The organism is Sphingomonas eleionomae, from assembly GCF_049889035.1.
Classification (GTDB): domain Bacteria; phylum Pseudomonadota; class Alphaproteobacteria; order Sphingomonadales; family Sphingomonadaceae; genus Sphingomonas.
In genome coordinates, this window is sequence record NZ_JBLTWP010000001.1 from 529,982 (window position 1) to 555,478 (window position 25,497).

19 protein-coding genes are annotated in these 25,497 nt (G+C 64.3%); 9 read left to right on the plus strand and 10 right to left on the minus strand.

What is annotated here, in order from left to right:
- Positions 1-12: 12 nt before the first annotated feature.
- Positions 13-840 carry a tetratricopeptide repeat protein gene (locus tag ACNI3Q_RS02500; protein ID WP_426274183.1) on the minus strand — a complete coding sequence of 276 codons (828 nt, stop codon included), beginning with the start codon at positions 838-840 and terminating at the stop codon, positions 13-15.
- A gap of 151 nt (positions 841-991) precedes the next feature.
- Here ACNI3Q_RS02500 and lepA point away from each other — a divergent pair, with 151 nt between their 5' ends.
- Positions 992-2,788, plus strand: coding sequence for a translation elongation factor 4 (gene lepA, locus ACNI3Q_RS02505; RefSeq protein ID WP_260019392.1), 1,797 nt, complete (start codon positions 992-994; stop codon positions 2,786-2,788).
- A 39-nt stretch (positions 2,789-2,827) separates the two neighbouring features.
- On the opposite strand, the gene ACNI3Q_RS02510 is transcribed toward lepA, so the two are convergent.
- From ACNI3Q_RS02510 to ACNI3Q_RS02525, 4 genes are all read right to left on the minus strand, one after another.
- Positions 2,828-4,978 (minus strand): TonB-dependent receptor, encoded by a 2,151-nt coding sequence (locus ACNI3Q_RS02510; protein ID WP_426273857.1) that lies wholly within the window; start codon positions 4,976-4,978, stop codon positions 2,828-2,830.
- Positions 4,979-5,019: 41 nt separating this feature from the next.
- Positions 5,020-5,184 (minus strand): hypothetical protein, encoded by a 165-nt coding sequence (locus ACNI3Q_RS02515; protein ID WP_260019394.1) that lies wholly within the window; start codon positions 5,182-5,184, stop codon positions 5,020-5,022.
- Positions 5,181-6,365, minus strand: coding sequence for a PepSY-associated TM helix domain-containing protein (locus ACNI3Q_RS02520; protein ID WP_426273858.1), 1,185 nt, complete (start codon positions 6,363-6,365; stop codon positions 5,181-5,183). The genes ACNI3Q_RS02515 and ACNI3Q_RS02520 overlap by 4 nt, the downstream gene beginning before the upstream one ends.
- A gap of 264 nt (positions 6,366-6,629) precedes the next feature.
- Positions 6,630-7,262 carry a LuxR C-terminal-related transcriptional regulator gene (locus tag ACNI3Q_RS02525; RefSeq protein WP_426273859.1) on the minus strand — a complete coding sequence of 211 codons (633 nt, stop codon included), beginning with the start codon at positions 7,260-7,262 and terminating at the stop codon, positions 6,630-6,632.
- Between the two features lie 236 nt (positions 7,263-7,498).
- Here ACNI3Q_RS02525 and ACNI3Q_RS02530 point away from each other — a divergent pair, with 236 nt between their 5' ends.
- From ACNI3Q_RS02530 to ACNI3Q_RS02555, 6 genes are all read left to right on the plus strand, one after another.
- On the plus strand, positions 7,499-8,566 hold the full coding sequence (locus ACNI3Q_RS02530; RefSeq protein ID WP_426273860.1) for a type III polyketide synthase: 1,068 nt from the start codon (positions 7,499-7,501) through the stop codon (positions 8,564-8,566).
- Complete coding sequence (locus ACNI3Q_RS02535; RefSeq protein ID WP_426273861.1) at positions 8,563-9,255, plus strand: methyltransferase domain-containing protein; 693 nt, start codon at positions 8,563-8,565, stop codon at positions 9,253-9,255. Before ACNI3Q_RS02530 ends, ACNI3Q_RS02535 begins: the two co-directional genes overlap by 4 nt.
- A complete protein-coding gene (locus ACNI3Q_RS02540; RefSeq protein WP_426273862.1) occupies positions 9,234-10,331 on the plus strand; it encodes an NAD(P)/FAD-dependent oxidoreductase in 1,098 nt (365 codons plus the stop codon). The genes ACNI3Q_RS02535 and ACNI3Q_RS02540 overlap by 22 nt, the downstream gene beginning before the upstream one ends.
- A 19-nt stretch (positions 10,332-10,350) precedes the next feature.
- Complete coding sequence (locus ACNI3Q_RS02545; RefSeq protein ID WP_260019399.1) at positions 10,351-10,911, plus strand: sigma-70 family RNA polymerase sigma factor; 561 nt, start codon at positions 10,351-10,353, stop codon at positions 10,909-10,911.
- Complete coding sequence (locus ACNI3Q_RS02550) at positions 10,904-11,623, plus strand: anti-sigma factor (RefSeq protein ID WP_426273863.1); 720 nt, start codon at positions 10,904-10,906, stop codon at positions 11,621-11,623. Before ACNI3Q_RS02545 ends, ACNI3Q_RS02550 begins: the two co-directional genes overlap by 8 nt.
- Positions 11,624-11,751: 128 nt before the next feature.
- A complete protein-coding gene (locus ACNI3Q_RS02555; protein WP_426273864.1) occupies positions 11,752-12,306 on the plus strand; it encodes a fasciclin domain-containing protein in 555 nt (184 codons plus the stop codon).
- 103 nt (positions 12,307-12,409) lie between these two features.
- On the opposite strand, the gene ACNI3Q_RS02560 is transcribed toward ACNI3Q_RS02555, so the two are convergent.
- Complete coding sequence (locus ACNI3Q_RS02560) at positions 12,410-13,168, minus strand: hypothetical protein (protein ID WP_426273865.1); 759 nt, start codon at positions 13,166-13,168, stop codon at positions 12,410-12,412.
- 187 nt (positions 13,169-13,355) lie between these two features.
- Here ACNI3Q_RS02560 and ACNI3Q_RS02565 point away from each other — a divergent pair, with 187 nt between their 5' ends.
- On the plus strand, positions 13,356-13,982 hold the full coding sequence (locus ACNI3Q_RS02565) for a hypothetical protein (RefSeq protein WP_426273866.1): 627 nt from the start codon (positions 13,356-13,358) through the stop codon (positions 13,980-13,982).
- 63 nt (positions 13,983-14,045) lie between these two features.
- Here ACNI3Q_RS02565 and rpoC read toward each other — a convergent pair whose 3' ends face one another.
- Both rpoC and rpoB read right to left on the minus strand, forming a co-directional pair.
- Positions 14,046-18,326: a DNA-directed RNA polymerase subunit beta' gene (rpoC, locus tag ACNI3Q_RS02570; RefSeq protein ID WP_260019403.1), complete on the minus strand. Its 4,281-nt coding sequence runs from the start codon at positions 18,324-18,326 to the stop codon at positions 14,046-14,048.
- Between the two features lie 82 nt (positions 18,327-18,408).
- Positions 18,409-22,560 carry a DNA-directed RNA polymerase subunit beta gene (gene rpoB, locus ACNI3Q_RS02575; protein ID WP_426273867.1) on the minus strand — a complete coding sequence of 1,384 codons (4,152 nt, stop codon included), beginning with the start codon at positions 22,558-22,560 and terminating at the stop codon, positions 18,409-18,411.
- Between the two features lie 409 nt (positions 22,561-22,969).
- Here rpoB and ACNI3Q_RS02580 point away from each other — a divergent pair, with 409 nt between their 5' ends.
- Positions 22,970-24,085 carry a hypothetical protein gene (locus ACNI3Q_RS02580; RefSeq protein ID WP_426273868.1) on the plus strand — a complete coding sequence of 372 codons (1,116 nt, stop codon included), beginning with the start codon at positions 22,970-22,972 and terminating at the stop codon, positions 24,083-24,085.
- Between the two features lie 108 nt (positions 24,086-24,193).
- Here ACNI3Q_RS02580 and rplL read toward each other — a convergent pair whose 3' ends face one another.
- Both rplL and rplJ read right to left on the minus strand, forming a co-directional pair.
- The gene (gene rplL, locus ACNI3Q_RS02585) at positions 24,194-24,574 is read right to left on the minus strand and encodes a 50S ribosomal protein L7/L12 (protein WP_260019406.1); all 381 of its coding nucleotides are present in this window, start codon (positions 24,572-24,574) and stop codon (positions 24,194-24,196) included.
- A 59-nt stretch (positions 24,575-24,633) separates the two neighbouring features.
- On the minus strand, positions 24,634-25,149 hold the full coding sequence (gene rplJ / locus ACNI3Q_RS02590; protein ID WP_260019407.1) for a 50S ribosomal protein L10: 516 nt from the start codon (positions 25,147-25,149) through the stop codon (positions 24,634-24,636).
- Between the last annotated feature and the right edge of the window lie 348 nt (positions 25,150-25,497).

Consider the following 25,497-nt stretch of genomic DNA (forward strand, 5'->3'; position numbering starts at 1 on the left):
ATCGTCCTTTCATCAGCACACCTGCCCGAAACAGCCATACAAACCGCCCCATCCGCCAATCGGGGTCACCGGCGGTGGCGGGGGCGGGGGTGGCGCGGAATAGCTGCCACGCAGCTCGAAGTCGTCGGGATAGTCGTTGCGCCCACCCCCGTAACTGCCGCTGTCATAGCCAGAGGCCGCATATCGAACCGGCGGGCGATCCAGCATGTCCCTGCTATCGCATCCCGGTTGATGGCCCATGGTACAGGCCCGGACATAATATGCCCTTGCCTTCACCCGGCTCTTTTCGACGCCAATGCCATCAAGATGGCTTGTCCCCAGGTTGACGCATGCAACAGGCTCTTTCAGGTCGCAGGCGAGACGATAATAGGCGACGGCCCGCGTCGGGTTGGCGGCAACATCCTGTCCATTCTCGTACATGACGCCCAGGTTGTTGCAGGATGCAGCGTCCTTGCGCGCGCAATTTTCGACATAGAGTTTCCGCGCAACCGGATAGTTGACCGGCAGCCCGTCTCCGTTCTGGTACATGTATCCCAGCTGGTAGCAGGCGTCCTTGCTGTTGCGATCGCAGAACATGGCAAAGATGCGTGCGGCCGATTTTTTCTCGCCCATGTCGAACAGGATGCTGCCGGCATTGTAACAGGCGGCCATCAATCCCCTGTCACATGCGTTGGCGTACAGGGCGGCGGCACGTTTTCGGTCCTGACGCACGCCTTCGCCCTTGTCGTACATCTGGGCGAGGTCAGCGCAGGAATCGCGTGATCCCGCCTCGCACGCTGCGGCCAACGTCATCGCGTCCCTTGGCGGCGTGCCGCCAATCGAAAGCGCAAGCACCACCATGAGAATCACAAGGCACCCCATTTCAGCCCGAAAGCGATCCTGCCGATAAGGTTGCGTTGGCGAAATAGAATTCTTGTGCGGGACAACTCCGGCAACACCGCCTTTTGTCCCGCTTCCCCGGCGGGCGGGTCCCTGCTATCGCGCGCTTGTTATGGCTACTGACCTGTCCAAAATCCGCAATTTCTCGATCATCGCGCACATCGATCACGGCAAGTCCACGCTTGCCGACCGGCTTATCCAACGGACCGGCGGCCTGACGGAGCGCGAGATGAGCGCGCAGGTGCTCGACAATATGGAGATCGAGAAGGAACGCGGCATCACCATCAAGGCGCAGACCGTGCGCCTCGAATGGAAGGGCCATGTCCTGAACCTGATGGACACGCCGGGCCATGTCGATTTCGCCTATGAGGTGAGCCGCAGCCTGGCGGCATGCGAGGGCGCGTTGCTGGTCGTCGATGCGGCGCAGGGCGTCGAGGCGCAGACGCTGGCCAATGTCTATCAGTCGATCGAGCATGACCATGAGATCGTGCCTGTCATCAACAAGATCGATCTGCCCGCCGCCGAGCCGGACAAGGTCAAGGCGGAGATCGAGGATATCATCGGCCTTGATGCCTCCAACGCGATCCTGGCCAGCGCGAAGTCGGGCATTGGCATCGACGAGATCCTGGATGCGATCGTCGAGCGGATTCCGGCACCGAAGGGCGACCCCGATGCGCCGCTGAAGGCGATGCTGGTCGACAGCTGGTATGACCCCTATTTGGGCGTCGTTATCTTGGTCCGCGTGATGCAGGGCACGCTGAAAAAGGGTCAGCAGGTCAAGTTCATGCAGGCCGGGACAACGCACCTGATCGACCGGGTCGGCTGTTTCCGGCCCAAGATCGAGCAGCTGACGGACCTTGGCCCCGGCGAGATCGGCTTCATCACCGCACAGATCAAGGAAGTGGCGCAGACCATGGTCGGCGACACGATCACCGATGCCAAGAAGCCCGCTGCCGAGGCGCTGCCTGGGTTCAAGGAAGTCCAGTCGGTCGTGTTCTGCGGCCTGTTCCCGGTCGATGCCAACGACTTTGAAAAGCTGCGCGAAAGCATCTCGAAACTGCGCCTGAATGACGCCAGCTTTACGTTCGAGATGGAAACGAGCGCCGCGCTGGGCTTCGGCTATCGCTGCGGCTTCCTGGGGCTGCTGCATCTTGAGATCATTCAGGAGCGGCTGACCCGCGAATATGACCTGGACCTCATCACCACCGCGCCGTCGGTGGTCTACAAGCTGACGCTGACCCATGGCGGCGGCGAGATCGAGCTGCACAATCCCGCCGACATGCCCGATCCCAACAAGATCGAGGAAATCAGCGAGCCGTGGATCAACGCGGTCATCTATGTCCCCGACGAATATCTGGGCAGCGTTCTGAAGCTGTGTCAGGATCGGCGCGGCATTCAGAAGAACCTGACCTATGTCGGCGGCCGGGCGCAGATGACCTATGAACTGCCGCTCAACGAGGTGGTGTTCGATTTCTATGACCGGCTGAAATCGATCAGCCGCGGCTATGCCAGCTTCGACTATGAACAGATCGGGCACCGGCCGGGCGATCTCGTCAAGATGAATATCCTGGTGAACAACGAGCCGGTCGATGCGCTGAGCATGATCGTTCACCGCGATGCCGCGGAATCGCGCGGGCGGCATATGTGCGAGCGGCTGAAGGACCTGATCCCGCGCCACATGTTCAAGATTCCGATTCAGGCGGCGATCGGCGGCAAGGTGATCGCGCGCGAGACGATCGCCGCGCTGCGCAAGGACGTGACCGCCAAATGCTATGGCGGCGACGCGACACGAAAGCGGAAACTTCTGGAAAAGCAGAAGGAAGGCAAGAAGCGGATGCGCGAATATGGTTCGGTCAGCATCCCGCAAGAGGCTTTCATCGCTGCCCTGCGCATGGGCGACGACAAGTAAGCCGGTGCCCCTCCCCGAAGGGGGAGGGGCAAGCCCAAATCAGAACTCGACGCTGGCCGATGCCTTGACCGTGCGCGGCTGACCCTGAAGCAGCTGCGGGGCAAAGCTGTCAAAGGCGGATGCCCAATAGCGTTCGTTGGCGACGTTATCGACCTGAACCCGCAGGGTCAGCGCCTGCTGTCCCACCCGCGCGACATATCGCGCGCCAAGGTCGAACCGAGTCCAGTCCGGCAGCTCAAGCGTGTTGGCGACATTCACCGCCTGGGGTCCGGTATGCACCACCCGCCCGGTCAGGGTCAGCGCGGGCAGGAACGGCACGTCCCATTCGACATTGGCATTGGCGGTATAGTCGGGCACGCCCGCCGCCTTGTTCCCCTCGTTCACACCGCCCTGGGTTTCGCGAAGGACCGCATCGGTGATGGCAACGCCCGAAATGATCCGCAGACCCGGCGTCACTTCCCCGTCCAGCGACAGTTCGATGCCCCGGTTGCGCTGCGTTCCGTACACGCCAAAGCGGTTCAGGCCCGAACCCTGCGGGTCGGGAATCGCATAGGCGCTGGGCAATTCGATCTGATACAGCGCGGCGCTGGCATTGACCGGGCCGAGCGACAGTTTCGCGCCCACCTCATACTGGGTCGATACGAACGGCGCGAACACCTCGCCCGAATTGACCAGCGTCACGTCGATGGGCGCGGTCGGCCCCTGACGCAGCCCCTCGATCCGGTTGGCATAGAGAGACAATCCCTCGACCGGCTTGAGGACCAGGCCGACGACCGGCGTCACTGCATCCTCGGAATAGGTGCCCGCCGGTGAGCCGTCGGCATAGCTGTAGCTCTTGACCGTGATCGACTGGAGCCGCAGCCCGCCGGTCAGCAGCACGCGGCCGTCGAACAGGCCGATCGTGTCGCTGGCAAAGGCGCTGCCCTGCCGGACGCGCGTGATCGGATAGGGATTGTTGAGGTCGCCGCCGACAAAGCCGGTGCCGGGCAGGGCGACGTCCTGCGGCGCGTACAGGTTGGTCGCAAACCCTGCAAAGCCGCCCAGGAAATCGAACGCATTGCGGTTCACCTGCCACAGATGGTCGCCGCCGACGTTGATCTCGTGCGTTACCGTCTCGCCCAGCCGGACGCGAAGGCCGGCCTGCACGGCCTCGTTATTGTCGGTGCGCGGAATGAAGCTGGCCCCGCCCAGCGCCGCGCCGGTCGTGGCATCGGTCAGGGTGATCGAATTGTAGATGCCGGTTTCCGAACCATCGCGTGCCCCGAAACGGGCATAAAGCATCGCATTGTCCGACAGGTCATATTCCAGCTTGGCGATGCCGAACACGTCCTCCAGCGTCGTGGTCGCCCAATCCTGCGCATAATTGGCATCGGCGCGCGGCACGGCGGGCAGGCGGGTCAGCCCGGCGCCCAGCTGAACCTTGGGACGCAGGCGGTCCACCTGAACCCGCTGATAGGCAAGGTCCAGCGAGGCGCGAAATGCGCCGGTGTCCACATCGAATGCAGCGCCGATCACGCGGGTATCGCGGTCCTCGCCATTCACGGCCAGCTCGCCCGATCGCCACGCCCCGTTGATCCGGACGCCGAAGGTGCCGTTGGAAAAGCGGCGGGCGGCATCGAATGCGCCGCCGAAATGGCCGGATTCGGTATAGTTGGCCGTGACGCGGAAGAGGTCGCCGCTCGCCCGCTTGGGCAGCACGTTGACACTGCCGCCGATGCCGGAACCGCCGGGCGCCGCCCCGTTCAGGAACGCGCTGGCGCCGTTCAGGACCTGTACCTGGTCATATAGCTCGGGCGCGACGATCTGGCGCGGGGCGATGCCATACAGGCCGTCAATGCCCACATCGTCGCCGAACAGCGGGAAACCGCGAATGACAAACAGCTCGGCCGCGTTGCCAAAGGCATAGGTGGTGCGCACCGCCGGATCGTTTTCCAGCACCTGACCCAGCGACTGGGGCTGCTGATTGCGGATCAGCGCCTCGTTATAGCTGCGGATGCTGAAGGGCACGTCCTCGGCAGGCTTGTCGCCCAGCACGCCCAGGCTGCCGCTGCGGCTGACCTGTGTTTCATTCGCCTTTTGCGCGGTGACGACAATGTCCTCGCCCTCCGCTTCCTGAGCGATGGCGGTGCCCGCGCTGACAAGGGCAAGGGTTGATACGGCAAGGCGAACAGCGGCCCGAACGGCGGTCATGACAGGAACTCCCACGGAATGATGGTGTCGTTGTGAAAAAATCAGCGTTGGCGGCTGCGCACGGCCATGGCGGCGGCGGCAACCGGCGTGGCAAGCGCCGCCGCGGCAATCAGGTCCGACACGCCGTCCCCGGCCAGCGCCAGCACCAGCCCGCCCAGGCTCAGCACGCCGATCAGGACGGGCAGGGCAAAGGTGGAGCGGATCATTCCGCCGGCTCCGGCATCATGGCCGTGGCCGGGACGATCCCGCCCGTCTCCACCTCTCGCACCGGCGCATCGGCTCCGCGCCGACGCCCAAGCCAGAGATACAGGCCCGAACCCAGCACCACGATCGTGAACACGTCCAGAATGGCCCACAGGATCTTGAGCGGCAGACCGCCATAATCCCCGAAATGCAGCGGCTGCGAATAGAGCAGCGCCTGCACATACCAGGGCAGCGGGCGCGCATCGGTCAGCGTGCCGGTTTCGCCGTCGATCAGGGCGGGGGTTAGCAACCGCTGGGTCAGCGGGCTGTTCCCCTGCATGAACACCGCCATGTGATGCGCCGAACTGTACGACCCGCCGGGAAAGGCAATGAATTGTGGATTGGTGCCCGGCAATGCGGCGCGCGCGGCGGCCATCGCCTTGTCGATCGATCCATATCGCGCGGGAGGCAGCGGCGCTCGCCCAGCATAGGCGGCGGTCATGTCAGCAAGCTCGCTTTGCTGCCAACCCTGAATGATCGGCGTGGCAAGCGTGTGGATGATGCCCGTGACGCCGACGACGCTGGCCCATACCAGCGCCGTGATGCCGAGCAGGTTGTGGGTATCCAGCCACTTGACCCGGCGGCTGCGCCGGGTGCGAAGCGTGCCGAAATCCAGCTTTCGCATGAAGGGCGCGTACAGGACTACGCCGGAAACCAGCGCGATGACGAACAACAGGCCCATGGCGCCTAGGAACAGCATCCCGGGCAGGCCAAGGAACATGTCGGTATGCAGCTGCAGGATGAAGTGCATTACGCCATCCTCGCCGGCCGCCCCGGCTGGCTCGCCGGTCGTGCGGTTGAACAGCAGGACGGTCATGTCGCTGGCTGGCGAATCCGGGCGCGGTGCCGTGGTGACGGTCAGCACCGGGCTGGCATTGTCGAACGCCACGAAAACCGGAACTTCGCCGGGGCGCTGCGCCAACCCCTTTGCAAGCATGTCGTCCAGCGATCGCTGGCCCGGCGCGTCGCTGGATGACGGCACGCCCTGCATCGCCGAAATGGGGTCATGGCCCGTCAGCGCATCGATTTCGTCGTGAAAGATCAGGGGCAGGCCGGTGACGCACAGCATCAGCAAAAATGCCGTGCAGATGATGCTCGACCATTTGTGGACGAGAAACCAGACCCGGATCGACTCGCGCGTCATTCCGCCTGCCCGAAGGTACTAATGCAAACCATTATCATTCGCGCCTAGCGAATGGTTCGCAGCTAGGCAATAGGCTGAAGCGATCTGTTCAACGGACGGAATGTGGGAAAAGGCGGACGTCACGAAAGCTGGGCTTTGGACAAGGAGAATGGGCGGGATCGGAGGAGGGGATGCCGATCTGCGCCCGGATGCTTCCGTAACGTCCTGTACTCTAGGTACCGGAATATGTGGATAGCGCCGATACGGTCCTTCGCCTGTACCGCCTTACAGCCCTGCTTCGACCGCCACCCGGATCATGTCCGCCGTCGTCGGCGTGCCCAACCGGTCCATCAGGATCGCGCGGTGCATCTTCACGGTTTTCTCGGAAAGACCGAGGACATTGGCGATCTGTTTGTTGAGCAGTCCATCCGATGCCAGCTTGAGCACCTGGCGCTGTCGTTCGGACAGGCGCTTCACCCGCTCCGCCGCATAAATGCGCCGGGCCGTTGACGGGCCACGGCTGTCGTCCGGCAATTCGACCTGCGACCCCAGAAAATAGGCTAGCGCACCATCATCGTCATAAATGGGCGCGACCAGCACTGCGTTGCGGAACGGAGTGCCGTCCCGCTTGTAGTTCAGGATCTCGACCAGCACCGGCCGCCGCTCGCGCACGCCCTCGCGAATCGATTCGGACAGCCAGGGTTCGGTGCCGGGGCCTGACAGAAAGCGGCAGTTGCGGCCGACCACCATCTCCTCCGGATACAGGGTCAGCTCGCAAAAAGCGCGGTTACACGCCACGATCGGGTTGTCGGGCATCCGTGGGTTGCTGATGACGGACGCGACCGGGCTGTCGGCAATCAGCCCCAGCATCTTCGGATCAATCGGTAAAAGTGTCTCGATCACTTGACGGTCCATCATGTCAAGCAAGCTATAACGCTGTGCAAACAATATCCAGCAAAAGCGTGGATGGCGGTTCCAAAACACGATGAGGGGTCAGACTTCAATGCACCGACTCGCAACCGGGAAGCGCCCCGTGACGGTCCGGGACCGCTCAGGCGCATCCTGTCGGCCGCGGCGAGGATGCGCCCTTGCCTTTTCGCGGCGATGCGCCAACCTTAGCGGGGCGGGCAGGGGACGTGACCGATGGAGAATAGGTGAAGCCTGACCGAGCCTATTTGAACGCCATCGCCACTGCGACGCCGGATCACGATATTCATGCGGCCTTTGTTCGCTGGGCATCCGGCCGGCTGGAGGGTCGGGACCGAAAGCTGTTCGACCGGATGGCCGCGCGATCGGGCATCGATCATCGCTGGTCCGTCCTTCCCGCAACGCGGCCGCAGGACGGATCGCCGATCGACCCCGATGGCTTTTATGCGCATGGCCACATGCCCGGCACCGGCGACCGCATGACCATTTATGCCGAGGCCGCACCGGCGCTGGCATTGAGCGCCATACGCCGCCTGCCGGTCGCGGTGGACACGGCAACGCATATTGTTGTGGCAAGCTGTACCGGGTTCGTCGCGCCGGGCATCGATCAGATCCTAGCTCGCCGCCTGGGCCTCTCGCCGCGGGTGGAGCGCACGCTGATCGGGTTCATGGGCTGTTATGCCGCGGTGGTCGCCCTTCGCACAGCGCGCCAGATCGTCCGGTCGGAACCGGAGGCGCGCGTGCTGGTGGTGACGGTCGAGCTGTCGACCCTGCATCTGCAACCGGATAGCGAGATCGAGCCGCTGCTGGCCATGCTGCAGTTCGGTGATGGAGCAGCCGCCGCCTGGGTGACGGGCGAGCCAGCAGGATTGAGCCTTGGCGCGCCGTTTGCCCTGACGCTGCCGGACAGCGAGCATCTGATCCAGTGGCATGTCGGGGATACCGGATTTGCCATGCACCTGTCGGGAGAAGTGCCGGGCCGCATCGCCGCGGCGCTGGCGGACCCGGCCGTGCGGGCCGATATCCTGGGCAATGATGCTGCCGATGCCCTGGTCTGGGCCGTTCATGCAGGCGGCCGATCCATTCTGGACGGCGTTGTCGCTGGACTTGAGCTGCCAGAGGATGCGCTCGACCGGTCACGTGCGGTCCTTGCCCGGTCCGGCAACATGTCGTCCGCCACGCTGATGTTCGTGCTGGCCGATGTGCTGGCGGCGCGGGAACAGCGTCCGGGCATTGCCATTGCCTTTGGCCCCGGTCTTGCGGCCGAGGGGTTTCGGTTCGGACCCGCGGCATGACCCTGGCGAAGCGAAGCCTTGCCGCCGAGCAGATGGACGATCCGGCCATGCCGCCGGAACTGTTCAAGGCGGTGCTGACCGATCTGGCCCGGATCAATCGCTGGACGATGACCGTGCGGCCGATCCTCGCGTTCCTGAACCGGCATATTCCGCCCGGTCAGCCATTTTCGCTTCTGGACGTCGGCTATGGGCACGGCGATGCCCTGCGCGTCATCGCCGCCTGGGCGGATAAGCGCGGCAGCGCGGCGCGGCTGACGGGCATCGACCTTGATCCGCGCAGCGATCCCGTTGCCCGCGCAGCGACACCCGACGGCACCGCCATCGACTATCGCACCGGCGATGCAGCAGCGGTGGCCGAACCGCACGACTTCTGGATCGCGTCACAGGTGACGCACCATATGACCGATCCAGAGGTGGTTACGTTCCTTCAGCTGTGCGAGCGGCGGGCCACCCGTGGGTGGATGATCGGAGACCTGCATCGCCATGCCGTCGCCTATCGCGGATATCCCCTGCTGGCCCGGCTGCTGCGCGTCCATCCCGTGGTGCGGCAGGACGGGACGCTTTCCATCGCCCGGTCATTTCGGCCGGACGAGTGGCGCATCCTGCTGAACGATGCGGGGATCCCTTCAGAAGGCGCGAAGATCCGTTGGTATCTTCCGTTCCGGCTATGCGTCGAACGGGCGCGCTGATCCTGGGGGGCGGGCCGGCCGGATGCGCGGCCGCGATCCGGCTGGGGACGGCTGGCCATGCCGTCACGGTCGTCGAGCGACGCCGGATGATGGATGAGGGGGTGTGTGGCGGCTTTCTGGGGCCGGACGGCATGGCCGCGCTCGCAGAGCTGGGCATTGCACCGGCGGCTATCGATGCACGTCCGATCCGGGCGGTGCGCGTGTCGGATGGCCGCCACAGCCGGGCCATCGCGCTGCCCTTCACCGCGCACGGGATTTCGCGGGCGGTGATGGACACCGTCCTGATGGACCGGGCACAGCTCGCCGGGGCGGATGTCAGGACAGGTGTTGTCCGCTCACTGGATGCGTCGGGCGCACGGCTGGCCAGTGGTGAGCAACTGGCCGCCGATGCGATCATGCTGGCCACCGGCAAGCATGGCCTGCGCGGATCGCCCCGGCGGGCGGATGCAACGGGCAGGGGTGCGGTCGGGCTTCGCTGGACGATCCGGCCGGACCGCACCCTTCTGGACGCGCTGGATGGCATGGTCGACCTGATCCCGTTTCGCCATGGCTATGCCGGGGTGCTGCTGCGCGGCGACGGTACGGCGAATGTCTGTCTGTCCGTGGCCCAGGACCGGCTGCGCGATGCCGGCGGGACGGACGCGCTGCTGAGCGAACTGGCATCGGAACAGCCCGGCTTTGCGGCACTGCTTGACCGGGAACGGCTGGGGCCGGTGAACAGCGTGGCCGACGTGCCCTATGGTTGGCGTGCCCGCCGCCCGGCGCATGGGGCCTATCGTCTGGGCGATCAGGCCGCGGTGATCGCATCGATTGTGGGCGACGGCATGGCGATTGCCCTCAACAGCGGGGTGATGGCCGCCAATGCGCTGATTGGGGGCGGGGATAGCGCGACATTCCAGTCCGGCTTTGCCCGAACGGCGCAGCGTCCGCTGGCCATCGCCCAGGCCCTGCGCTGGGGGACGGAGCGGCCCATGGCCCGGCGCGCCCTGTTCGCGCTGGCCGGGATTGCGCCCGGATGGGTTGCGCGTGCGGCCGCAGCAACGCGGATCGTTGCCACACCGGGTTCGAACGACTAGGCTGCGCGTCGTGGCAAGCATGAGCGACCCTGACGATGCGCGGAGCGCCCTTGCCATGGCATTGTCGCGCGTGGGGGCGGGGGACCGTGCTGCGCTGCGCGAAGTCTATGACCGGACCGTTTCGAAACTATTCGGCATCTGCCTGCGTATCTGCGGAGAGCGGGAAGCGGCCGAGGATGTTGTGCAGGACGTTTTTGTAAAGGTGTGGCACTCGGCCGGGCGGTTCGATCCGTCGCGGGCAAGCCCGATTACCTGGCTGGCGACCATCGCCCGCAACACGGCGATCGATCGGGTCCGCTCGACGCGCACGCGCGTCCTGTTGCCCGAAACAGCCGCAGCGAACATTGCCGATGCCGCACCGCTTGCCCCCGACCGGATTGTCGAGGCGCAGATGTCGAGCCGCATTCATGCCTGTCTGGACGAACTGGACGAACGATCGCGCGACCTGATCCGCACGGCCTATTTCGATGGTGTCACCTATGCCGCGTTGGCTGAACGGACCGATACACCGCTGGGCACCGTCAAAAGCCTGGTCCGACGCGGGCTGATGCGGCTGAGGGGCTGTGTCGGCGATGACTGAGGAACTGGACCTGCTGGCCGGGGAACTGGCGCTCGGTGTCTTGGACGGGGCAGAGCGGGCCGAGGCGCAGCGCCTGCGCCTGTCCGACCCCGCATTTGCGTCGGCCGTGGAACGCTGGGAGGCTCTGCTGGCGCCGCTGAGCGAAGGGGCGAGTGCCGTCGATCCGGCCGATCTGTGGCAACGGGTCGAACCGCGCCTGACCGACCGCAGCGCATCGGCAACGGTCAGCGACCTGTCGCTGCGTCGGTCCGTTGCGCGCTGGCGGGCGGGTACGGTTGCAGCGGCCAGCGTCGCTGCCGCCCTTGCCCTGGTCATGGTTACGCGGCCTGCGCCGGCGCCGGTCGGGCCGCCTCAGGTTGCGACCGAAACCGCTCGTGCCATTGCCGTGGCCCAGTTGAGCGGCGAGGAAGAAGGGCCAGTGCTGACCGTCCGCTATGAACCCGGCGACGGTGCGCTGGCTATCCGTGCCGAAAATGTTCAGGCGGGCGCCGCGCTTGCACCGGAACTCTGGGTCATCCCGGATGGCGGGGCGCCGCAGTCGCTGGGCCAGATTGCGGCCGACGGCACGTCGCGGATCGTCGTTCCCATCGACTTGCGGCGCCTGATGCAGGATGGGGCCGTGCTGGCCATCACGATCGAAAAACAATCGGCGACCCCGCATCCGGCACCCAGCAGCAGCCCCGTCGCGGTTGGGCGAATGGCAACCATCTGATTTTCGGTCCTGAACGCCGAAAAAATTCTGCATCCGTTTCGACGGTCGTTTCGTAGCTGGTCCGCACCCAAATTCCCCCCACTTTATCGGGTGCGTTTCAGGAAGGATGACCAATGCCGAATGCACGTATGCGTTTGATGCTTCCCGTTGCCGCCACGCTGATGGCGGTTGCCGGAACGGCTGCCGTGGCCAACCATCACCAGTCGAACCCGACCGTCGGCGGCGCCGCCATGTACGCCACCAAGACGATTGCGGAAAATGCCTCGGCCGCGCCGAACCTGACCACCCTGGTTGCCGCCGTGAAGGCCGCCGGTCTGGTCGAAACGCTCGCCAGCCCTGGCCCGTTCACCGTGTTCGCGCCGACCAACGACGCCTTTGCCAAGCTGCCCGCCGGCACCGTCGAAACGCTGGTGAAGCCGGAGAACAAGGGCACGCTGACCACTGTCCTGACCTATCATGTGGTGCCGGGCACCTATACCGCTGACAAGATCGTTGCGGCGATCAAGGCTGGCGGTGGCAAGGCCGAGCTGACCACCGTTCAGGGTGGCAAGCTGACCGCGTCGCTCAAGGGCAAGTCGGTCATCCTGACCGATGCCAAGGGTGGAACGTCGACTGTGACGACCGCCGACGTGCTTCAGTCGAACGGCGTTGTGCACGTCATCGACACGGTTGTGATGCCGTAATCCGTTCAGGCCGGGCGTCGTCCATCCCATTGCCTGACGCCCGGTCGGCACGCCTGCCGGCTTTATCCCCCCTCTTGGCCGGCAGGCGTGTTCGGCAGCGGGCTCAGAATCGCCGCTGGCCTGCGCTCCAGTTGCCGATATCACACTGGCCTTCAAAATTGGTGATCGCCTGAATGGTGATGCGGCCGCTGCGCCGATCAACCGTCAGGCGGGGTTTGTTCATGCCGTTCAGCCTGTAGCTGGCGCTGATCCGGTCGCCGCTGACCACCAGATTATCGAGATCCCACCAGCCATTGGCACCGCCCGAATGGATCGGCGGGACCAGATTGGGACCAAGATGGATGCGGCCGTGATCGCCATACAGTTCGATCTGAACGTCGGATCCGAACCCTTGCGTCGTCCCGACGACATCGTTGCTCCATTCCCATTTGTGCTTGCTGCTGTTCCACGAATAGCGTGGCTGGGTGGTGACACTGGGTTTCGTTCCCGCACCATAACAAACCAGGACCAGGGATCCGGCATCCGATCTGGGTTCAGGATAGGTTGGCCGCGCCACCTGGCTTTGCGCTGGTGAAGCATCACAGTTGCCCGGCGGAATACGCTGGATCGACGCATAGCGCCCATCGACCGTCGAGACAGACACGCATTCCTGCTTGCGATCGTTCCACCAGAAGGTGAAGCGCTGATCCCGCACGGTGTTGCCGCCAGTGACGCGGTATCCGCGTGCCTCCATCTGGGTTTCGCCGCCAGCGGCGCGCGCGCCGACAAGGTCGCTGAGATCGGAAACTTGCTGGGCCAGCACGACGCCGCCGCACACCGAGCCTCCCAGCGCGGTCAGTAAAATCCTATGAGCCGAATACATGATGATTCTCCCGCGAATTATTGGCTCGGTCTGCAAGGCTATCATGAAAAGCACCAAGCGCGAATGATGGATGGCATGTTATCCCTTTTTTCTGGAATAGATTGAGCTTTGGGTCAGAACCTGCTGTTCTTGGCCTGTGGTCTTTCTTCAATTCCTGAAGTCGCTCGACGACCTGCTTTATGAATTGATGAGCTGGCTTGTGTTTTACCCGGTCACGCTGTGGCGGGCGATGACCCGTCCGTTGGGCACCATGGCCTATGCCGACCGGGAGCTGGGCGAGACCGTCGAGCGGCAGTATAATGACGCGCTCAGCCCGCCGCAGTTCCTGCTGGTCACGCTGCTGATTTCCCATTCGATCGAACTGATGGTCGTGGGGCAGAGCGATATCGTGACGCGCACGACGGGGCTTGCCGGACTGGTGAGCGACAACACGACGCTGTTGCTGCTGCGCCTGCTGCTGTTCAGCCTGTGTCCCCTGATCCTCGCGGTCCATGCCATCAATCGGCAGCACATCCGGCTGACGCGCGACACGTTGCGCGTTCCCTTTTACGCCCAATGCTATCCGGCGGGCCTGCTGGCGCTTGGCCTTGGCGTTGGCACCCTCTTGCCGGATGCACCGGGCCGGCCATGGCTGGCCGCGCTGGGCTATGCTCTGATCTGCGCGACCTTGCTGTGGTTCGCGGCGGTGCAGTGGCGCTGGTATCGCCAGCGATTGAAGATCGGCCCTGTTCGGGCGGCGCTGGTCACCATGGTGGGCCTGCTTGGCTGCCTGATCGCGATCACCGTCGTCGCTGTTCTGCTCTCTGGCATCTGAAGCACAAAAAAACCGCCGCCCGGATCGCTCCGGACGGCGGCATTTCCTGATCCGTTATCGGGATCAATCGTTCAGATAGTCACCGGCATCCGCATCGGTGCCATGGCCGCTGGCCACGACCGCTGCCAGCGGATCGTCACCGGTGCCGGCCGAGTCCCGCGGGCTGCGGGCCAGTTCCGCGGCGTGCTCTTCGGCGGCCGATGCCGGCGCGATCAGCGATGCTTCCTGCATTCGCCGCTGCGCCACGCGCAGTGCCGCGTCACGCGACGTGGCTGCGATGCGCATCCGGTTCATGCCCGCACCGGTACCCGCCGGGATCAGACGGCCGACGATGACGTTTTCCTTCAGGCCGATCAGCGTGTCCTGCTTACCCTGAACCGCCGCTTCCGTCAGAACGCGGGTGGTTTCCTGGAACGAGGCGGCCGAGATGAAGCTGCGGGTCTGCAGCGACGCCTTGGTGATGCCCAGCAGGATCGGCTTGCCCTGAGCGGGCTGCTGACCCGGTTCGAGCTTGGCGTTGATCGCGTCCATCTCGTCCCGGTCGACCTGTTCGCCGGCCAGCAGCGTGGTGTCGCCGCCATCGGTGATCTCAACCTTCTGCAGCATCTGGCGAACGATCACCTCGATGTGCTTGTCGTTGATCTTCACGCCCTGCAAGCGATACACTTCCTGGATTTCGCTGACCAGATATTCGGCCAGCGGCTCGATGCCGAGCACTTCCAGAATGTCGTGCGGATCGGGGCTGCCGCCGATCAGGTTGTCGCCACGCTTGACGTAGTCGCCTTCCTGAACGTCGATCACCTTCGACTTCGGCACCAGATATTCCACGACCTCGCCGCCATCCTCGGGCTGAATGCCGATCTTGCGCTTGGCCTTGTAATCCTTGCCGAACACGACACGGCCCGACACCTTTGCGATGATCGCGTTTTCCTTGGGCTTGCGTGCTTCGAACAGCTCGGCGACGCGCGGCAGACCGCCGGTGATGTCGCGGGTCTTGGCCGATTCACGGCTGGCACGGGCCAGAACGTCACCGCCCTGAACCTGAGCACCATCCTCCACCGACAGCACCGTACCCGGTGCCAGCATGTAGCGGCCGGCTTCACCCGAGGCATCGTCGTGCAGCGTCAGGCGCGGGCGAAGGTCTTCCTTGGACCGCGAAGCGGCGCGATATTCGATCACCACGCGCTGCGCGATGCCAGTCGCTTCGTCCACCTGTTCGGTCAGCGTCTTGCCGTCGATCAGGTCCTGATACTTCACGATACCCGGGTTTTCCGTGATCACCGGCATGGTGAACGGATCCCATTCGGCCAGTCGGTCGCCCTTGCTGACGATAGCGCCGTCGTCATGCATGACATAGGCACCATAGGGGATGCGGTGGACCGCCAGATCGCGGCCTTCCATGTCCACGATCGCCAGTTCGCCCGACCGCGACAGGACGACGCGGCGGCCGCGCTGATCGGTGATCAGACGCAGGTCGCGATGCTGGATCGTGCCGTCAACCGGCGCTTCCAGGTTCGACTGTTCGTTCAGCTGGGCCGCGCCGCCGATGTGGAACGTTCGCATCGTCAGCTGGGTACCCGGCTCACCGATCGACTGGGCGGCGATAACGCCAACCGCTTCACCGATGTTTACCGGCGTACCACGGGCCAGATCACGGCCATAGCACTTGGCGCAGACACCGATCTTGGCTTCGCAGACCAGCGGCGAGCGGATCTTCATCCCCTGAATGCCGATGGCTTCGATCTGCGCGATCATGGCCTCGTCCAGCAGCGTGCCGGTCGGGATCACGACTTCGCCCGTCTTGGCATCCACGACGTCCTCGGCCGTGGTGCGGCCCAGGATACGCTCGCCCAGCGATGCGATGACGCTGCCGCCCTGAACGATCGCCCGCATTTCCAGCGCGCGCTCGGTGCCGCAGTCGATCTCCATCACGACGCAATCCTGCGACACGTCGACCAGACGGCGGGTCAGGTAACCCGAGTTCGCCGTCTTGAGCGCGGTGTCGGCCAGACCCTTGCGGGCGCCGTGGGTGGAGTTGAAGTATTCAAGAACGGTCAGACCTTCCTTGAAGTTCGAGATGATCGGCGTTTCGATGATCTCGCCCGACGGCTTGGCCATCAGGCCGCGCATCCCGGCAAGCTGCTTGATCTGCGCCTGCGAACCGCGAGCACCGGAATGGGCCATCATGTAGATCGAGTTGATCGGCAGTTCGCGGCCCGTTTCCGGGTCCTTCTTCACCGCCTTGATCTCGTCCATCATGGCCGCCGCCACCTGATCGCCGCAACGGCTCCAGGCATCGATCACCTTGTTGTACTTTTCCTGCTGCGTGATCAGGCCGTCCTGATACTGCTGCTCGAAATCCTTCACCAGGGCGCGGGTCTCATCGACCAGGGCGACCTTGGAATCCGGAATGATCATGTCGTCCTTGCCGAACGAGATGCCGGCCTTGAACGCGTGGCGGAAGCCCAGCGTCATGATGCCGTCGGCGAACAGCACCGTCTCCTTCTGGCCGGTGTGGCGATAGACGGTGTCGATGACGTCACCGACTTCCTTCTTGGTCAGCAGCCGGTTGATCGTTTCGAACGGCACGCGATGCGACTGGGGCAGCTTTTCACCAATCAGCAGGCGACCCGGCGTCGTTTCGACGCGCTTCATGTAGACATTGCCGTCTTCATCGGTCTGCGCCACGCGGGTGATGATCTTGGTGTGCAGCGTGACTGCGCCGGTATCCAGCGCGTGATGCACCTCGGCCATGTCGGACAGCATCATGCCTTCGCCCGGCTCGGCTTCCTTCATCATCGACAGATAATAAAGGCCCAGCACCATGTCCTGCGACGGAACGATGATCGGCTTGCCGTTGGCGGGCGACAGGATGTTGTTGGTCGACATCATCAGGACGCGCGCTTCCAGCTGCGCCTCAAGGCTCAGCGGGACGTGCACGGCCATCTGGTCGCCGTCGAAGTCGGCGTTGAACGCAGAGCAGACCAGCGGGTGCAGCTGGATCGCCTTGCCCTCGATCAGCACCGGCTCGAACGCCTGGATGCCCAGACGGTGGAGCGTCGGCGCGCGGTTCAGCAGCACGGGATGCTCGCGGATCACCTCGTCCAGGATGTCCCAGACTTCCTTGCGCTCCTTCTCGACCCACTTCTTCGCCTGCTTCAGGGTCATCGACAGACCCTTGGCGTCGAGGCGCGCGTAGATGAACGGCTTGAACAGCTCGAGCGCCATCTTCTTCGGCAGGCCGCACTGGTGCAGCTTCAGCTCCGGCCCGGTCACGATGACCGAACGGCCCGAATAGTCGACACGCTTGCCCAGCAGGTTCTGACGGAACCGGCCCTGCTTGCCCTTCAGCATGTCGGACAGCGACTTCAGCGGACGCTTGTTGGCGCCCGTGATCGTGCGGCCGCGGCGGCCATTGTCGAACAGGGCGTCGACGGCTTCCTGCAACATGCGCTTTTCGTTGCGCACGATGATGTCCGGCGCGCGCAGTTCCATCAGCCGCTTCAGGCGGTTGTTGCGGTTGATGACGCGGCGATACAGGTCGTTGAGGTCCGACGTCGCAAAGCGGCCGCCGTCCAGCGGCACCAGCGGGCGCAGTTCCGGCGGAATGACCGGCACGACGTCCAGGATCATCCATTCCGGGCGGTTGCCGGAATCGATGAAGCTTTCGACGACCTTCAGCCGCTTGATGATCTTCTTGGGCTTCAGCTCGGACTTGGTGACGGCCAGTTCCTCGAGCAGGTCGCGGCGCTCGCCCTCAAGGTCCAGGTCCATCAGCATCTGCTTGACCGCCTCGGCGCCGATGCCGGCAGAGAACGCATCCTCGCCATACTGGTCCTGCGCGTCGAGCAGTTCGTCCTCGGTCAGCAGCTGATACTTGTCGAGCGGGGTCAGGCCCGGCTCGATCACGATATAGCTTTCGAAATAAAGGACGCGCTCAAGCTGCTTGAGCTGCATGTCGAGGAGAAGGCCGATCCGGCTCGGCAGCGACTTCAGGAACCAGATATGGGCAACCGGCGCGGCCAGTTCGATATGGCCCATGCGCTCACGGCGGACCTTGGAAACGGTCACTTCCACGCCGCACTTTTCGCAGACGATGCCCTTGTACTTCATGCGCTTGTACTTGCCGCACAGGCACTCGTAATCCTTGATCGGGCCAAAGATGCGCGCGCAGAACAGGCCGTCACGCTCCGGCTTGAACGTGCGATAGTTGATCGTTTCCGGCTTCTTGATCTCGCCGAACGACCACGACCGGATGCGGTCGGGTGATGCGATGCCGATCTGGATCTGGTCGAAAGTCTCCGGCTTGGCCACCGGGTTCGCGAAGTTGGTCAGTTCGTTCATTTTTCAGTCCCTCAGGAGGGTCAAATTCTTCGGTCGGCAGGGGAGGAAGGGGACCACGACCGATGTGCCGTGGTCCCTTCGATTACTCCGCCGCTTCGGCCAGTCCGCCATCCTCTGCGTCCAGCTCGTTCTTGAGCTCGACGTTGAGGCCCAGCGACCGCATTTCCTTGACGAGCACGTTGAAGCTCTCGGGAATGCCGGCCTCGAACGTGTCGTCGCCCTTGACGATCGCCTCATAGACCTTGGTGCGGCCGACCACGTCGTCGGACTTCACCGTCAGCATTTCCTGCAGCGTATAGGCAGCGCCATACGCCTGCAGTGCCCAGACCTCCATTTCCCCGAAACGCTGGCCGCCGAACTGCGCCTTGCCGCCCAGCGGCTGCTGGGTGACGAGCGAGTAGGGGCCGATCGACCGGGCGTGGATCTTGTCATCGACCAGGTGGTGCAGCTTGAGCATGTAGATGATGCCCACCGTCACCTTGCGGTCGAACGCCTCGCCGGTGCGACCGTCGAACAGCGTCGACTGACCCGAAGCGTCCAGTCCGGCCAGGTCGAGCATCGCGGACACGTCCGCCTCGACCGCGCCGTCGAACACCGGGGTTGCCATCGGCACGCCCGACTTCAGGTTGCCGGCCAGCTCGATGATCTGGTCCGGCGTCCGCGCCTCGATCTCGTCGAGATAATGCTCGCCATAGACTTCCTTCAGCCGATCCTTGACCGCTTCCGGCATCGCGCCGCCCTTGGCGTCGGGATTGGCTTCGCGCCATTCCTCCAGCTTGTGGGCGATGCTCTGTCCCAGGCCGCGCGCGGCCCAGCCCAGATGCGTCTCAAAGATCTGACCGACGTTCATGCGCGACGGCACGCCCAGCGGGTTGAGCACCAGGTCGACCGGCGTCCCGTCCTCCAGGAACGGCATGTCTTCCTGCGGCAGGATGCGGCTGATGACGCCCTTGTTGCCGTGACGGCCGGCCATCTTGTCGCCCGGCTGCAGCTTGCGCTTCACCGCGACGAACACCTTGACCATCTTCAGCACGCCCGGCGGCAGCTCGTCACCGCGCTCCAGCTTTTCGCGGCGGTCGTCGAACTTGTCCTTGATGCGCTTTACGGCCTCATCATACTGCGTCTTGACCGCTTCCAGGTTCGACTGGACGGCATCGTCCGCAACCGCGAACTTCCACCATTCGTGCTTTTCGACTTCCTCGAGCACCGCTTCGGTGATCTCGACGCCCTTCTTCAGGCCCTTGGGTACCGACGTGGCAGTCTGGCCGACCAGCATTTCGCGCAGGCGCGACCAGGTGGCACGGTTCAGGATGCTGCGCTCGTCGTCCGAGTCCTTCTTCAGGCGCTCGATCTCCTCGCGCTCGATCGCCATCGCGCGCTCGTCCTTGTCGATGCCGTGGCGGTTGAACACGCGCACATCGACGATCGTGCCCGACACGCCCGGCGGCAGGCGGAGCGAGGTGTCGCGCACGTCGCTTGCCTTTTCGCCAAAGATGGCGCGCAGCAGCTTTTCTTCCGGCGTCATCGGGCTTTCGCCCTTGGGCGTGATCTTGCCGACCAGGATGTCGCCCGGCTCGACCTCTGCACCGATATAGACGATGCCCGCTTCGTCGAGGTTGCGCAGCGCTTCCTCACCGACATTCGGAATGTCGCGGGTGATGTCTTCCGGCCCCAGCTTGGTATCGCGGGCCATCACTTCGAACTCGTCGATATGGATCGACGTGAACACGTCGTCCTTCACGATCCGCTCGGAGATCAGGATCGAATCCTCGTAGTTATAGCCGTTCCAGGGCATGAACGCGACAAGCGCGTTGCGGCCCAGCGCCAGTTCGCCAAACTCGGTCGACGGGCCGTCGGCGATGATGTCACCGGCCTTCACCACATCGCCCACCTTCACCAGCGGACGCTGGTTGATGCAGGTCGACTGGTTCGAACGCTGGAACTTCATCAGGGTATAGATGTCGACGCCGCTTTCCGTGGCATCCACATCGCCCGTAGCGCGCACGACGATACGGGTCGCGTCAACCTGATCGACGATGCCGTCGCGCTTGGCGCCGATGGCTGCGCCGGAATCCCGGGCAACCGTCTCTTCCATGCCGGTGCCGACGAACGGCGCCTCGGCCCGCACGAGCGGCACGGCCTGACGCTGCATGTTCGAACCCATCAGTGCGCGGTTGGCGTCGTCGTTTTCCAGGAACGGAATGAGCGAGGCGGCAACCGACACCAGCTGCTTCGGAGACACGTCCATCAGCGTGATCTGATCGCGCAGCGCCATCAGGAACTCGCCGCCCTGACGCGCGGAAACCAGTTCTTCGGCAAAGCTGCCATCGGGGTTCAGCTCGGCCGAGGCCTGCGCGACGGTATGCTTCTGCTCCTCCATGGCCGACAGATAGACGACCTCGTTGGTCACCTTGCCGTCGATGATCTTGCGGTACGGCGTTTCGATAAAGCCATATTTGTTCACGCGGCTGAACGTCGCCAGCGAGTTGATCAGACCGATGTTCGGGCCTTCCGGCGTTTCAATCGGGCAGATACGGCCATAATGGGTCGGGTGAACGTCGCGGACTTCGAACCCGGCGCGCTCACGCGTCAGACCGCCCGGCCCAAGTGCCGACACGCGGCGCTTGTGCGTCACTTCCGACAGCGGGTTGGTCTGGTCCATGAACTGCGACAGCTGCGACGAGCCGAAGAACTCGCGGACGGCCGCAACGGCGGGCTTGGCGTTGATCAGGTCGTTCGGCATCACCGTCGACACATCGACCGAGCTCATCCGCTCCTTCACGGCGCGCTCCATGCGGAGCAGGCCGACGCGATACTGGTTTTCCAGCAGCTCGCCCACCGAACGGACGCGGCGGTTGCCCAGGTTGTCGATATCGTCAACCTCGCCCTTGCCGTCCTTGAGGTTCACCAGCGTCTTGACGACTTCCAGGATATCCTCGGTGCGCAGCGTGGTCACCGTGTCCGGGCAGTCGAGATCGAGGCGCATGTTCAGCTTGACGCGGCCGACCGCCGACAGGTCGTAGCGGTCCGGATCGAAGAACAGGCCGGCGAACAGCGATTCCGCCGTCTCCAGCGTCGGCGGCTCGCCAGGGCGCATCACGCGATAAATGTCGGACAGCGCCTGCTCGCGCTCTTCAGCCTTGTCGGCCTTCAGCGTGTTGCGGATCCACGCACCCGTCGACACATGGTCGATGTCGAGCAGCTCGATCCGGTCAATGCCGGCCTTGTCCAGCTTTTCCAGATTCTCGGCGCCGATCTCGTCGCCCGCCTCGACATAGATTTCGCCCGACGTTTCGTTGATCAGGTCGAACGCCGAATAGCGGCCATAGATTTCTTCGGTCGGGATCAGCAGCGTCTCAAGCCCGTCCTTCGCCGCCTTGTTGGCTGCGCGGGGGCTGATCTTCTGACCCGCCGGGAAGATGACTTCACCCGACTTGGCATCGATGATGTCGAACATCGGCTTCTGGCCGCGCCAGTTTTCGGCCGCGAACGGGATCTGCCAGCCACCCTGGCCGCGCACAAAGGTCACGCGGTTGTAGAAGTGGTTGAGGATTTCCTCGCTGTTCAGTCCCAGCGCATAGAGCAGGCTGGTGACCGGCAGCTTGCGCTTGCGGTCGATGCGGACGTTGACGATGTCCTTGGCGTCGAATTCGAAATCCAGCCACGACCCGCGATAGGGGATGACGCGGGCGGCGAACAGATACTTGCCCGACGCGTGCGTCTTGCCGCGGTCATGGTCGAACAGCACGCCCGGCGAACGGTGCATCTGGCTGACGATCACGCGCTCGGTGCCGTTGACGATGAACGTGCCGTTCTCCGTCATCAGCGGCATGTCGCCCATGTAAACGTCCTGCTCCTTGATATCGAGCACGGAGCGGGCTTCGGTATCCGGATCCACTTCGAACACGATGAGGCGCAGGGTGACGCGCATCGGCGCGGCATAGGTGATGCCCCGCTGGCGGCATTCTTCCTGATCGAACTTGGGCGGCTCCAGCTCGTAGTTCACGAAGTCGAGTTCGGCCGTCCCGGCAAAGTCGCGGATCGGGAACACGCTGCGCAGCGTCTTTTCCAGGCCCGAAACATAGCCGATGGACGGATCGGACCGCAGGAACTGTTCGTAGGATTCGCGCTGAACCTCGATCAGGTTCGGCATCTGCACCACTTCATGGATGTCGCCGAACACCTTGCGGATGCGGCGCTTCATCGTGCCGCTCTCGATCGCCTTGGTTGCCATAGCTGAGGATTGCCCTTGTTCTATCAAAAGGTAGTTCAATCAGAATTCGTACCCGGTGACCCACCGGATCGGGCACGCAAAAGACGCCAAAAAAGCCGCGCGTCCATCGCCCTGTGGCGAGGATGGCGGCTTTGCGGCGTCATGAGCCCGGCTGATCCATTCATTGGCACGCTGCGCGACGGCGAACCTTTCCCGATCGGACGGTGATTGCGATATAGGCGCGGCACCGGGTCATGTCAAACGGCATGGCGGAGCCCCCGAGGATGGCCGCCGCCACATGAACGCGGGATAAATGCCTGATGAACCTCACCTAAACGGCATCGTCCCGTCGTCCTGCGCTGTCATCCCGTCGCTGATTCCGGGTTCGCAATGAAACCGGATGGGCGGGTAGGAGCGTTTGCGTCCTGCTATGAAGAAAAATCGCCTCATCGCTCGCACGGCCACCTTGGCGCTGATTGCCACGCTGGCTGCCCCCGCAATCGCTCAGGACATCGCACCAGTGCCCGCGCCGGTCCAGGCCCCGTCCGCACCGACGGCGACCCCGCCGGTCATCGTTCGTCAGGCCGCGCCCGCGCCGACCCAGACGACTGTCGCCCCGTCCATTCCCGCCGCGACCCCCCAATCCGCGCCGAACGCCACGGTCGCGCCGGAAGCACTCGCTCAGGTCGAACAGGAACAGGCAGCAACGCGTGAGGCTGCACAGCGCAACCGGGAGGCTCAGGTCCGCCGGTCTGCGGCAAACACCGCATCGCGCGCCGAGCCTGCACGGACAGAAGCGGCTCCGGCAGCCGAGGTTGCCCCGCCAGCCGCGGTCAATGAGACCCCGGCTGCCGATCCCACCATCCAGTCGTCCCCGCCCGTGGCGGCAACGCCTGCACCAGACGCTGCACCGCCCGCCGATAGCGGCTTCGATGCGGCGGCAACGGCGGGGGGTTCCACCGACTGGACACCGTGGGTTGTCGGCGTGGCTGGAATTGGTGCCGCCTTTGCGCTGCTTGCATGGGCCGCGACCCGTCGCCGCCGCGCTGCTCCGGATCCGGTCGTGGCCAATCGGGAGGTCAATCGCCCGCTCGAACCGAAGCCGCGCCCGATCGAGTCCCGCCCGATGACGGTCGCCACGCCGCAGGCTGCAACGGTCGAGCCGGTTCAGCACGCGCCGGCGATGGCGGCGACCGCCGCTCCGCTGGTCGCGCACGGCGCTTCGACTGCCGTGCATCATGAGCGTTCGGCGGCGCTGGAGCCGGGTCATGAGGGCATGGGTCGCCACGAGCGCGCTGCACTTGCCGGTCCTACGGCGGACAATCCGTTCCTGACGCGTCGGGCCCGGCTGAAGCGCGCGCGCTTCTATGACGAGCGTGAGCGGATGGGCCTGGTGGATGCGGCGGTGGCTGCGCCTGCCCGGACCCCGGTTGCCCCGGCAGCTCAGCCGGTCGGTGCCGCGCCGCGACAGGAGGTCGAACGGCCGCGGACGATCAAGCAGGTCGGCTGGCCCGGCAGCTTCAAGCCGGCCTTTGGTCAGAGCTGATCCGACCGACCGGTAAACGAAAAAAAGGCGGCGTTCCCGATGGGGAGCGCCGCCCTTTTTCTTGCACGTGCAAGGGTCGGGAACCGGCCGAACCGGTTCCCGCGCCGATTACTTGACCTCGACGGTCGCGCCAGCTTCTTCGAGCTGCTTCTTGATCTTCTCGGCCTCGTCCTTGTTGACGCCTTCCTTGACCGGCTTCGGAGCGCCTTCGACCAGCGCCTTGGCTTCGGTCAGGCCCAGGCCGGTGATGGCGCGGACTTCCTTGATGACGTTGATCTTCTTGCCACCGTCGCCGGTCAGGATCACGTCGAATTCGGTCTTTTCTTCAACCGCAGCAGCGGCAGCGCCACCGCCGGCGGGGCCAGCAGCAACGGCGACGGCAGCGGCGGCCGAAACGCCCCACTTTTCTTCGAGCAGCTTCGACAGCTCAGCCGCTTCCAGGACGGTCAGTTCGGACAGCTGGTCAACCAGCGCGTTCAGGTCAGCCATGATAAACTCCAATCAATCGGGTTAAAGTCGGTATATTCCGGTATCGAAGGCCGCGTGGATTACGCGGCTTCCTTCTCGCTATAGGCCTTGAAGACACGGGCGAGCTGCCCGGCCGGCGCCTGGGTGATGCTTGCGAGCTTCTGTGCCGGGGCCTGGATCAGGCCGATCAGCTTGGCGCGCAGTTCATCCAGCGACGGCATCGAGGCAAGCGCCTTGATGCCTTCCGCGTCGAGCACCGTGCTGCCCATCGCGCCGCCGACGATCTCGAGCTTGTCGTTCGTCTTGGCGAAATCCACGGCCACCTTGGCGGCGGCAACGGGATCGGTCGATGTGGCCAGCGCGGTCGGGCCGGTGAGCAGGTCGGCAATGCCGGCATACTCGGTGCCCTCGAGCGCGATCTTGGCGAGACGGTTCTTCGAGACCTTGTAGCTCGCGCCGGCGTCGCGCATCTTGTTGCGAAGGTTCGTCGACTGCGCGACGGTCATGCCCAGATTGCGGGTGACCACCACGACGCCGACCTCCGAAAAGGTGCGGTTCAGCTCGGCAACGGCATCGGCCTTCTGCGAACGATCCATGCCATTCTCCTCAAAACTGCGCCATGGCAACGGGGCCATGACGCGGGGAAATCCCGGTTCCGCACAGCGGGCCGGGGGTGTTCGTCCAAAGGGGGCAGGGGGTTCGCGGCCAGCACAACCGACTGGCTGCACCCGACGCGCCGCATTGGCGGGCCGAGCGGTAATGTCTGTCCCCGTCTTGGCGGGAGATTAAGGTGGGCAAATCCCACCACCCGCTGTCTCGGACGGTTTCCGGTCCGGGCAAGCCCGTGCCGGAGCGTCAGGCCCATAGCGAAACCGGACGATCTGTCAAGCAAGCATGGCCGGACATCCCGTGTCCGAACGCGGCTGCCTGGTCCCGTTAACCCT

Bases quoted from the DNA above. Each gene is read 5' to 3' on its own strand.
- ACNI3Q_RS02500 (WP_426274183.1), bottom strand. From the start codon at position 840: ATGGTGGTGCTTGCGCTTTCGATTGGCGGCACGCCGCCAAGGGACGCG.
- lepA (WP_260019392.1), top strand. From the start codon at position 992: ATGGCTACTGACCTGTCCAAAATCCGCAATTTCTCGATCATCGCGCAC.
- ACNI3Q_RS02510 (WP_426273857.1), bottom strand. From the start codon at position 4,978: ATGACCGCCGTTCGGGCCGCTGTTCGCCTTGCCGTATCAACCCTTGCC.
- ACNI3Q_RS02515 (WP_260019394.1), bottom strand. From the start codon at position 5,184: ATGATCCGCTCCACCTTTGCCCTGCCCGTCCTGATCGGCGTGCTGAGC.
- ACNI3Q_RS02520 (WP_426273858.1), bottom strand. From the start codon at position 6,365: ATGACGCGCGAGTCGATCCGGGTCTGGTTTCTCGTCCACAAATGGTCG.
- ACNI3Q_RS02525 (WP_426273859.1), bottom strand. From the start codon at position 7,262: ATGATGGACCGTCAAGTGATCGAGACACTTTTACCGATTGATCCGAAG.
- ACNI3Q_RS02535 (WP_426273861.1), top strand. From the start codon at position 8,563: ATGACCCTGGCGAAGCGAAGCCTTGCCGCCGAGCAGATGGACGATCCG.
- ACNI3Q_RS02540 (WP_426273862.1), top strand. From the start codon at position 9,234: ATGCGTCGAACGGGCGCGCTGATCCTGGGGGGCGGGCCGGCCGGATGC.
- ACNI3Q_RS02545 (WP_260019399.1), top strand. From the start codon at position 10,351: ATGAGCGACCCTGACGATGCGCGGAGCGCCCTTGCCATGGCATTGTCG.
- ACNI3Q_RS02550 (WP_426273863.1), top strand. From the start codon at position 10,904: ATGACTGAGGAACTGGACCTGCTGGCCGGGGAACTGGCGCTCGGTGTC.
- ACNI3Q_RS02555 (WP_426273864.1), top strand. From the start codon at position 11,752: ATGCGTTTGATGCTTCCCGTTGCCGCCACGCTGATGGCGGTTGCCGGA.
- ACNI3Q_RS02560 (WP_426273865.1), bottom strand. From the start codon at position 13,168: ATGTATTCGGCTCATAGGATTTTACTGACCGCGCTGGGAGGCTCGGTG.
- ACNI3Q_RS02565 (WP_426273866.1), top strand. From the start codon at position 13,356: ATGAGCTGGCTTGTGTTTTACCCGGTCACGCTGTGGCGGGCGATGACC.
- rpoC (WP_260019403.1), bottom strand. From the start codon at position 18,326: ATGAACGAACTGACCAACTTCGCGAACCCGGTGGCCAAGCCGGAGACT.
- rpoB (WP_426273867.1), bottom strand. From the start codon at position 22,560: ATGGCAACCAAGGCGATCGAGAGCGGCACGATGAAGCGCCGCATCCGC.
- ACNI3Q_RS02580 (WP_426273868.1), top strand. From the start codon at position 22,970: ATGAAGAAAAATCGCCTCATCGCTCGCACGGCCACCTTGGCGCTGATT.
- rplL (WP_260019406.1), bottom strand. From the start codon at position 24,574: ATGGCTGACCTGAACGCGCTGGTTGACCAGCTGTCCGAACTGACCGTC.
- rplJ (WP_260019407.1), bottom strand. From the start codon at position 25,149: ATGGATCGTTCGCAGAAGGCCGATGCCGTTGCCGAGCTGAACCGCACC.